Below are 206 nucleotides of genomic sequence, written 5' to 3'. Positions count from 1 at the left end.
TGCCGTTGACCCGCGCGCCGATGCACTTGTGCCCGACCTCGGTGTGCACCGCGTAGGCGAAGTCCACCGGCGTGGACCCGGTCGGCAGCGGGATGACGTCGCCCTTCGGGGTGAAGACGTACACCTCCTGGCTGGACAGGTCGAAGCGCAGCGCGTCCAGGAACTCGCTCGGGTCGGCCGCCTCGCGCTGCCAGTCCAGCAGTTGA

Annotated in this window: 1 protein-coding gene; it reads right to left on the bottom strand. The window is 69.4% G+C overall.

Annotation, left to right across the window (positions count from 1 at the left end; all coding sequences use genetic code 11):
* A partial coding sequence (locus tag B1205_RS31350; RefSeq protein WP_441338474.1) for a TGS domain-containing protein occupies positions 1 to 206 on the bottom strand: 206 nt, incomplete at both ends.

Origin of the sequence: Micromonospora sp. NBS 11-29 (assembly GCF_002140155.1) — a bacterium.
Taxonomy (GTDB): Bacteria; Actinomycetota; Actinomycetes; order Mycobacteriales; family Micromonosporaceae; genus Micromonospora.
Note: the sequence above shows the minus strand (reverse complement) of the source record. Positions and strands in the feature narration are given on the sequence as shown.